Source organism: Skermanella sp. (genome assembly GCF_059503625.1).
The window spans coordinates 1-4,617 of record NZ_JCACHA010001213.1; the positions used below are offsets into that span (position 1 = coordinate 1).

The 4,617-nt window shown below is 62.3% G+C and carries 3 protein-coding genes and 2 pseudogenes; 2 read left to right on the forward strand and 3 right to left on the reverse strand.

Translation table 11 applies throughout. The features are described from left to right. Nucleotides 1–90: 90 nt before the first annotated feature. Nucleotides 91–459: pseudogene (locus AC5JJ6_RS42425) on the reverse strand (transposase); the annotation flags it as partial. Between the two features lie 111 nt (nt 460–570). Here AC5JJ6_RS42425 and AC5JJ6_RS42430 point away from each other — a divergent pair. Continuing rightward, entirely contained in the window at nt 571–1,419 is an 849-nt protein-coding gene (locus tag AC5JJ6_RS42430; RefSeq protein WP_496047842.1) for a transposase, read from the forward strand. Nucleotides 1,420–1,893: 474 nt separating this feature from the next. Further along, on the forward strand, nt 1,894–2,550 hold the full coding sequence (locus AC5JJ6_RS42435; protein ID WP_496047843.1) for a CBS domain-containing protein: 657 nt from the start codon (nt 1,894–1,896) through the stop codon (nt 2,548–2,550). 205 nt (nt 2,551–2,755) lie between these two features. Here AC5JJ6_RS42435 and AC5JJ6_RS42440 read toward each other — a convergent pair. After that, nucleotides 2,756–3,206 (reverse strand): annotated as a pseudogene (locus AC5JJ6_RS42440) (transposase family protein); the annotation flags it as partial. A gap of 25 nt (nt 3,207–3,231) precedes the next feature. Beyond that, entirely contained in the window at nt 3,232–3,756 is a 525-nt protein-coding gene (locus tag AC5JJ6_RS42445) for a hypothetical protein (RefSeq protein ID WP_496047844.1), read from the reverse strand. Between the last annotated feature and the right edge of the window lie 861 nt (nt 3,757–4,617).

Consider the following 4,617-nt stretch of genomic DNA (forward strand, 5'->3'; position numbering starts at 1 on the left):
TAAACAGGCCGAATGCCTCCAAGCGCAGAAACCTAGGTAGACCTGGCAACAGCGGGTTGCGATGGGCGCTCAGGGCGAGCAGATGGCCGACGTGTCGACAGCTAGGTGCAGCTTGGTGCCCCGCTTGCGCTTGGCGCCATCGCATCCGGCGCGCTCGCCGCTCTCTGGCGTCCAGCGAAGGGTGCGGCTGTCGGGGATGGCCGCGCCCGGCTTGGCCTTGTCGCCTGCCGCCGGACGGAGGATTGCATGCGGGTCGCTGGCCAAGGCCTCGAACACGCCGGCGGCTAACCAGCGCTGCGCCTGCTGGTAGACCGCCGTCCAAGATGGCAGATCATTCGGCATGGCTCGCCTGAGAATGCCGTGGCAGACGACGTGGCGCAGGCCGTTAAACAGCGCCCGGAGCGAGTACAACCACTGGCCGACATCCTCCCGCAACAGGACCATGTAGGGCGCAATCAGCGCTCATTCCTTATCGGAGACGCCGGATGGGTATGGTTTGCGGACAGGCTGCATGCCTTATACCGAAAAATACCGCCGCAGAGGGCTATAACACCCTTTGGGCCTGCGCCTATGTCGAAACCCGCTGAGTGCGTTGAAATCATCACCGGCCGTGAGCGTCGGAGGCGGTACTCTGCCCTTGAGAAAGTTCGGCTGGTCGAGCAGACCCTGCAGCTAAGCATTACAGTCTCCGCCGTCGCCCGGCTTCACGGCGTCTCGCTTAGCCTGCTGTTCCAGTGCAGACGGCATGGCCGAGGGGTGGGGCACGAGGCGGTCAGCGCGGACCAGGAGGTCGTCCCCATCAACCGCGTCCCTGAGCTCGAGGCCAAGGTCCACGAACTGGAGGGTTTGCTCGGCCGCAAGACCATGGAGACCGAGATCTTGTGCGAGGTTTTGGAGCACGCACGCTCAGAAACCCAAGTTGCTCTTGCCGTCCCCACGACGGGACGGTTCCTGTTCCGGCTGATGCGCTACGCCTCGCTGCTGTTGCAGCTCCACACCGGCAGGTGGCCAACCCGCACCCCTCAGGGCATCGTCGTCGTCCCTGCCTCCAACCGGTGCTGGGCCCTCAATGGTCTCGAGAGCCCCTGCTGGAAGAGTGAGGTCGTCCGCTTCGCCTTCGTTATCGATACCCATGACCACGAGATCATCACTTTGGTCGCCATCTCCAGTGGCAGCATCTCCGGCGAAATGATTCTTGACCTTATGCTGGACTGCATCGAGTGTCGGTTCGACGCCATCCGCACCCCGCAGCCCGTCAATGGCTCGCCGCCAGTAGCTTTCCCAACACCGTTGCTGAGACGACCGACTTCGCCGCCGCGCTCAACCTCGTCCTGTGCTTCACGTCGCTTCGCAGCCCCGAAAGCAACGGCGTCTGCGAAGCCTTCGTCAAACCTCTCAAGCGCGACTATGCTCGAATGAATCCAGGCCAGACGCCACCGTCATCCTCCAGCAACTGCCTGCCTGGTTCGAGGATCACAACACCATCCCCACTCCGGCTTGCGCAGGCGCTCGCCGCGTGGGTTCATCGCCCAACACTCAGCCAACCAGGCCGCCTGTCGGGTTTGATGGGGGCCACTCCAAACCGGCCGTGAAGAAACCTGCGTGCTTTTACATGGGAAGCGTAAGGCTCGATCTCAGCCGAGCTACCCGTCCACGGAAAGCGAGGAGTGACCTCGAAACCGTGAGCGTGGCCTTTCGTGGGCGCCAGTAGAGGCGCGTAGGCCCAGCCAAAGTTGGGTCGGCCTTCGCCACATACTTGGGGTATCGCAATAACTGCCGCTATCCATAGTTGGTACTGGAACGGCGCCTGGATGAAGGAGCATGCTTAGTTAGGGCAAGAATAAGGACGACGCCGTGACTCCCCTTTATGCTCGCGACGTAATGACGGCCGGAATGGCAACAGTGCCGCCCGAGACGCCGGTTGCCGCTATCGCTCGCATGTTCGCCGACCGGGGCATCTCTGCGGTGGCGGTAACTGACGCAGCGGGAACGCTGCTTGGCATAGTCACCGAGTCAGACCTTGTCCGCCGCTTGGCGGATGAGGATGACCAACCATCCGGGTGGCTTTCGCGCCTGTTTAGTCACCCAGCAGGCAGGGCGGACCGTTACGCCCGAAGCCATGGCGTCATGGCGAGCGAGGTAATGGCCGATCGCGTGATCACAGCGAGCTCCGGCGACAGCGCCGCGCATGTTGCTCGCGTAATGGAAGAACATCGAATTCGACGGGTGCCTGTGACCGAGGATGGTAAGTTGCTCGGGGTTGTGACCCGCTCCGACTTGGTCCGCGCTCTCGTCGCGCAGGCGGAACCTCAAGCGGATAATTTGTCCGACGAGCAAATCCACCGTGCCGTAATGGCAGCGATGCACCGTGAACCTTGGGCTGACACGGTCCACACCGCGGTGCATGTCCAGGACGGCGTGGTGGAACTTTACGGGTTCAGCCGGTCGGAGGCGGTTAGCCGAGCTCTCTACGTGCTTGCCGAGAACGTACCAGGAGTGAAGCGCGTCGTAGACCACACCCGCCATCGGATCAGGTGGGAGCCGGCCTGAGCGGATAGGCGGCGCATATTGACCCGGCACCACTATGTAAAGATCAGCCGGCTTTGGTATGCTGACGTGAAGCCCGCAAACTTATGGACCTTGCCAAAGTGGTATCCAGGTTTTCCCGGATTGTTTCGACATCGGCTTCATCACCTACTGGGGTATCCGGCGTCGCCCAAGCCCACTCCAGAGGCCGTTATGGACCTCTGGTTGGTTACGCGGCTTGCTTGAGTATGAGGCAGGTGAGGGCAGCGAGGTGAAGATCGGCGAGGGTGCTGGCGTAACCCTCGTAGTCCCTCACCAGCCGGCGAAAGCAGGTGGCCCGGGCGAAGGGCCGCTCCACCACCCGGCGCCGCGGCAGCAGCACGAAGCCACGCCTAGCGTCCAGCAGCCCGGCCACCTCGAGCTCGAGCTCATGCGCTCCGGCGGCGTCAGCGGCCTTTGGGCTAGTGCGCCCCCCCCCCGACACAGGCCAAGCCGACGCCCCGACCGGTGGAGGCTCGCACGGCCTGGGCCAGCCGCCCAACCTCGGCGCGGCCGTCCGTGCTGGCGGGCGTCACGTGCAGGGCCAGCGGATGGTCGGGCGTGTCGACCGCCAGGTGCAGCCTGGGGCCGCGCTTGCGCTTGGTACCGCCATAGCCTGCCCTCGCGCCGCTTTTTGACGAGGTAAGCCATCAGGGCCACTCGGAGTTAACGACGTGGTGCCACCGGAACTGCGGCAAGTGGACGGTAATCGGCAGGCGGCTGGAACCGAGCCGGGTCCTGCGGCCCGTATACCACTCGTGTTGCCACATACAGGGTCGAAGCTTCCGCACCGCTTCCCTCGATGAGGCGCAACGGCACCCCATCTGCGGTGATGCAGGCACGCCGCGCCTCGTCAGAAGAGGCTTCCTCTTGCGCTTCAATCCGCCAGACCGTGCAGGCTTGCCCGGCGACAGTATCAGCACCTTCCCGTGTAAGCTTGGCGTCAGGGCGGACTACAGCAATGTCCTGGGTCATCGCTGCCGCCATCTTGCCAAGGTCATGGTAGGTGCGATCGGCATCCACCAGCACCACTACCGCGCCGTTTCGAGTATCAATGAGGTGAACCACACGGTTGATCAGGCTCCGGCCCTCGGTCCGAATGCGGCCTTGTGATGCGAGCCAAGCTACGGTGTCGATGGTCGGCGGAGTGTCGTCAACTTTGTAGGTAACGATTACATCGCGCGTCGGCATCGCAGGAGGGCGCTCCTGCGCAATGGCAGCAGGCACAGCAAATCCAGTTACAAAACATGTTATCAATGCTTGGAAAGTTGGTGACTGCACGGTTCTAGCCCTCTTAGTGACGGCCAATTTTCTTCCAGTGACAGCTCAAGTCAATCGACCACCTTTCAGTTTGTCGAATCCACGGCATCGATGGATAAATTCCTTGCTCCTCGTTTCGGGCGGACAGGTTAAGCCAGTAAAGATTACCGCGCGCTTGGGAACGGCTGGGCAAGCGTTTACAACGTGCTTCAAACCACAACCACCTGCATGAACTTACAATTAAAATCGCACTCTCAACCTTTAGGCGTTTTTGGCAACGTCTGCCTCATGGGCCTGTTCGCTGTCTAACCGCCTCCTGCTGACGCCTATGCAAGGCCGGAACTAGTCGCAGCGGAAGGCCGTCGCGGTATTTTGTTTCTATTTTTGCCGAAGCGTCACGATTTATTGTCCTAGAAGCGACCAGGTTTGCGCCCTGTGGAGGCCGAACCACCATTGCACGGGCGCGACTTTGGCGTGGTCGGCACGATCACGCCGCTGGTTGACCTCTGGCTCGCTGAGTAGCGGTTACCGAGCTACATGCGGATGGTGCCAAAGGGAGGCGATGAGATGCACCAGCCGACGCCCGCGCCCCGGCTGGAAATCCTGTGTGGAGGGTGCGGCGCCCGTTATGCCGACCCGGGCGGCGACGCGGCGCCATGGCGGTGCCGGGCCCGCGGAGCCGCGCTATCGCAGGAGAAGGCAGGCTGTTGATGCGCGCCTCATGCTCGGCATCCGCTCTTATTGATCCGGCCTGGGTGATCTTGAATTAGGCGGCGTAGCGGAAGGTTTTGT

Excerpts from the sequence above, each read along its gene's own strand:
- AC5JJ6_RS42430 (WP_496047842.1), top strand. The coding sequence starts at position 571 with ATGTCGAAACCCGCTGAGTGCGTTGAAATCATCACCGGCCGTGAGCGT.
- AC5JJ6_RS42435 (WP_496047843.1), top strand. The coding sequence starts at position 1,894 with ATGGCAACAGTGCCGCCCGAGACGCCGGTTGCCGCTATCGCTCGCATG.
- AC5JJ6_RS42445 (WP_496047844.1), bottom strand. The coding sequence starts at position 3,756 with ATGCCGACGCGCGATGTAATCGTTACCTACAAAGTTGACGACACTCCG.